This window comes from Rhizobium freirei PRF 81 (genome assembly GCF_000359745.1).
GTDB classification, from domain to species: Bacteria; Pseudomonadota; Alphaproteobacteria; order Rhizobiales; family Rhizobiaceae; genus Rhizobium; species Rhizobium freirei.
Window position 1 is genome coordinate 1 of sequence record NZ_AQHN01000039.1, and the last position, 4,338, is coordinate 4,338.

The following is a 4,338-nucleotide window of genomic DNA, read 5'->3' on the forward strand; positions in this document are numbered from 1 at the left end:
TCCGTCCGGGTTGCCTGTCTGGCCACTTTCCGCAGCCACCGACCACGTCAAGGACGGGCTATCGATATCCGCACCGGTCAGATGGCCCGAAGTCGTGTTGTGAGCGCTGTCGTCGGCAACGCCAATGCCGGCTTCGGTCACTTGACCGTTTGCACTGTCGCCATTGGCGATCATGATCGTCGGCGTGTCGTTGGTGCCGTTGATCGTCACGACGATGTCATGGGTCGTTCCGTCAACCGAAGAAACCGTGAACGTCTCAGTCTTGCTCTGGTTCACACCCAGGCTCTGTACAGCCGACAGGCTGTCATCGACCTTGTAGCTCCAATTGCCAGCTGCATCGATTGTCAGCGTGCCCAGATGTGTGCCGTCAGGCGCAATCGTCGTCGGCTGGAAATTGCTTTCACCCCTATCAGCATCGCTGATCGTCAACGTGCCGCTTGCCTGCAGATAGCCGCTGACAACATTCTGATCTTCTGTGACAACGCCGGTATCGGGGCCACCGATCACAGCCGCGTGATTGACGTGGTCGACATTGACGGTGAACGCGCCGGCACCCAGGGTTACGGGGTCGCCATCGGCGTCCGTTGCCTTGATATATTGCGAGAAGTCGAGCGTCTGGTCCTTGGTACCGTCGAACGTCTGGTTCAGCACGAACGTAGCGTGGCCGCTATTATCGACGGTCAGCGTGAAGACCGTGGTGCCATTCGCGGAACCAGTGATCGTATGCCCATCCGTGCTGGCGAGCGTGATGGCTGCGCCGTTGTAGGTCAACGCCGTACCGCCTGTCAGAGTACCGGAAGAGGTACCGGCAGCGACCGTATTCGCCGACCATGCCAACGGGCTGTCGGCACCTGGATTTACCAGCGAAGTCAGGTCTGCCGCAGTTGTTGCGGCATGATCGACGGCCGTCACCACGCCATCATCGGAGACGGTTGCGGAAATATCGGCACCGGTCAGCTTCGGCATGTCGTCAGCGATGCTGAACGTCAGAGTCGCCTGACTTGCCCGGCCGTTCATATCGGTCACCGTATAGGTGAACTGATCCGTATCTCCCGATGCGTTCAAGCCCGCATGTGTCAGCGTATAGGTATATGCGCCGTTCGCATCGATTACCAGATCGCCGTAAGAGCCGTGGATCGTCGTCTGGCTGTCCGGGGCCGTTTGATCGACTGCGACTGCCGTGCTGTCGGCACCTGTGACGCTGGTGATATGCGGATTGTCGAAAGTGCCGAGAGCAATACCGCCCGTGGCCGTCAGCTTAGAAGATTGCGGATCGGAACCGGTCGCAAGATAGGCCTCCGACAGCGGCGTTGTATCGACCGTCGGAGCGAAAACGGTCGGCGCGATGACGGCGGACGTCGTCTGCGTCGCGACATCGCTGAAGCCCTGACCGTCCGTATAGCTCACGGTCAAGATCAGAGAATGCCCGACATCGGCACTCGTCACCGTGTAGAACGATGCAGTTCCGAGAACCGTATGTGACTGATCGTCCGCCCAGCTCCATGCATAGGTGAGACCCGACTGCCCGTGATCCGGGTCGTTTGTCGCGATGGCCGCGTTCAGCGTGTCGCCTGCGACGACCGCTTTGCCTGTGTGCACGGTCTGATCGGCGATCGAGACCGTAGCCTTGCCGTCGTCGACGGCCGTCACGGTCACTGTCATCGTATGGGCGGTCGACGTATCGGCGCCGCCATTGGCCGTGCCGCCGTTATCCTGCACCTTGAAGCCGAAGTTCGTGGTATCGTTCGCGCCGGCGAACTCCGGCGAAGGGGTGAAGTGGAGCGTTGTCAGAGCGCTCGCGGCGATTTGCTGACCGACCGTGACGGCTGTCGAGCCGAGATAAAGCGTCCCATCGGTGGGCAGGCTGGTAATGGTGACGGATTTCAGCGTGTTGCCGTCGACGCTATCGCTGAAGGCGAAATCGGCAGGCTTGAAATAATAGTCTGTATGTTCGCCGGTGGAGACACTCCCATCCACTGCCGTCGGCGCATGATTGATGCCGTTGACGGTAACGCTGAAGGTACCGCTGGTTTGGCTGCCGTCGCCGTCGGTGACGGTATAGCCAACCGACAGCGTCGAGGAATGGCCGAGCGCCAGGGCATCAAACGCGCTATTCGGCGTGACGGTCACATGACCGGCGTCGATCGCGACAATGGACGTGCTCAGCGCCGAACCCGCGAGATCTCCATTGGCGCTGACGCTGTCGACATGGATCGCACCGCTCTGCGCCGCTCCGTCGGCGCCGAAAGCGATGGTTCCGGCAGAAAGCGTGAAGGTCTTGCTGCTGTCGTTCTCATACATCGTTCCGAGCGAAACGGTGCTTGCGATCGGCTTGTCGTCGGTGATGTTGAAGGTCAGGGTTGCAGTCTGGCTTTCACCGTCAATCGGCGCATCGCTGACGGTAACCGAGAAGGCATCATGGTTGCCCGTCCCACTCGTGGCGGTGGTCAGCGTATAGGAGTAGTTGATCGCCGTCGCGGTGATGCTGAGGATATGCAGCGTTCCGTGGGCGCCTTGAATGGTGGCATTGGTATCGCCAATGGCGATAGCGGTGCCGACGTTGAAAACATGGCCATCGATTGTCACGGTCGAAGGCGCATCGCCCGAAGTGATTGCGATACTGCCCGAATGGACGTTGGCGACACCGGCCGTCCCCGTACCACCCGGCAAGCCGCTTTCGCTGACGCTTGACACCAGACCCGTCGAAGAGATTGTCGGAAGGCTGTCCGTGGCCGACTGAACGACGATGGTTGCGGAGCCGCTGCCCAGGGTTACGGAATCGCCGTCGAAATCCGTCGCCGTCACATATTTCGAAAAGTCGAGCGGCAGCGTCTTGCCGCCGTCGATCGGATGATAAAGGTCGAATGTGGCATGACCGCTGGCAGGATCGACGGTCAAGGTGAAGACCGTGACGCCTCCGGCCGAGCCGGTGATCGTATGCCCATCGGTGCTGGCAAGCGTGATGGCCGCGCCGTTATAGGTCAAGCCGGTGCCGCCGGTCAGGCTGGCGGATGACGTTCCAGCCGTGATCGCGTTCGTCGACCAGGTCAACGGGCTATCGGCGCTGGCATGGACGAGCGAAGTCAGATCAACCGTCGTCTCGGCAGGGGCATTGGTAGGTATCGTCGTCGTGGTGTTGGTGAGATGGATGTTGTCGGCGGTGATCGTCAGCGAGTTGTCGTGCGGCTCGATCCTGATCGACGTCAGCTGCTTGCCTTCGAGCGGAGTATCGGCCGCAAAGAAGGTCGAGCCGACAGTCGTTACCGAATACGTATTGCCATGGGCATCGGTGCCGATGATTGTGACAGTCTTGGACGACGCGCCCTTCTTGTCGAATACACCAATATCCATTTGCGTGATGACAAACGTCGTCCCCGTGTTAGACACGAGCACGATATCGCCACCCTTCGCAGACGAATCCACCTGGTTACCGCTGACACTGCCTTCGGTAACCGTCAGTTTGGCACTCTCAGGTGTCACCGTGTTGAAATCGATTACGTAAGATGCCGTCGTCACAATAGGAGCATTGATGGCTGCTTCCGCAACGGTCGCGGACACCGAGGCATGATCAACCAGGGTCGGCACGTCGTCGATCACATCGACCGTGAAGCTTCCCGCCTTCTGCGAGCCGTCGCCATCCGTCGCCGTATAGCTGAAGGTCAGCTTGATGTCGGACAGGTTGTTTGCGCTGTTGCCATCGTCCAGCGGCTTGTAAAGCGTGAAGTCGTAAGAGCCCGTCGCATGTGTGCCGTCGGGCGCCGCCAGACCTACCGTGAAGACCAGCTGGTTCGTGGCCGGCGCAACGCCTGCGGCCGGAGCATCGCCCGTATAGCCATAGAGCGTCGCCCCAACCGTAACGAACTGAACCGCCTGGCCATGCGAGGTCAAGGTAACAGGATTGCCGCCGGCATCGACCGGCGTGGCGCTGCTGAAGGCAACACTGTTGCTGGCTGCCGCACCGTCGGCGCCGAAGGTGATGATCCCCAGCGAACCGGAGACCGTCGCGCTATTGGCAGACACCAAGGCGTGCTCGCTGATCGAGACGAGATCCACATCTCCGACCACCGGCGCATCGTCGGCAATGGTGAAGCTCAGCGTCGAGGTGGTGGTGTTGCCATATTGATCCGTCACCGCATAGCTGAAGGTTTCCTGCTCGCCGCCGGCATGCACGCCCGCCGTCGTCAGCGTGTAGCTGTACTTGCCGTCCGGATCGATCGTCAGCGTGCCGTAGGAACCCTGGATCTGCCAGACGCCGCCCTCCGGATCGGCCGTGGCCGCATCGCCATGGCTGTTGGTGACACCGGTAATATGCGGATTGTCCGGATCGGCGAGCGTGAC

The 4,338-nt window shown here is 60.5% G+C and carries 1 protein-coding gene; it reads right to left on the reverse strand.

Annotation, left to right across the window (positions count from 1 at the left end; genetic code table 11):
* Positions 1 to 4,338, reverse strand: a 4,338-nt coding sequence (locus tag RHSP_RS08530) for a VCBS domain-containing protein (protein WP_037150579.1), incomplete at both ends; no start/stop codon positions are given.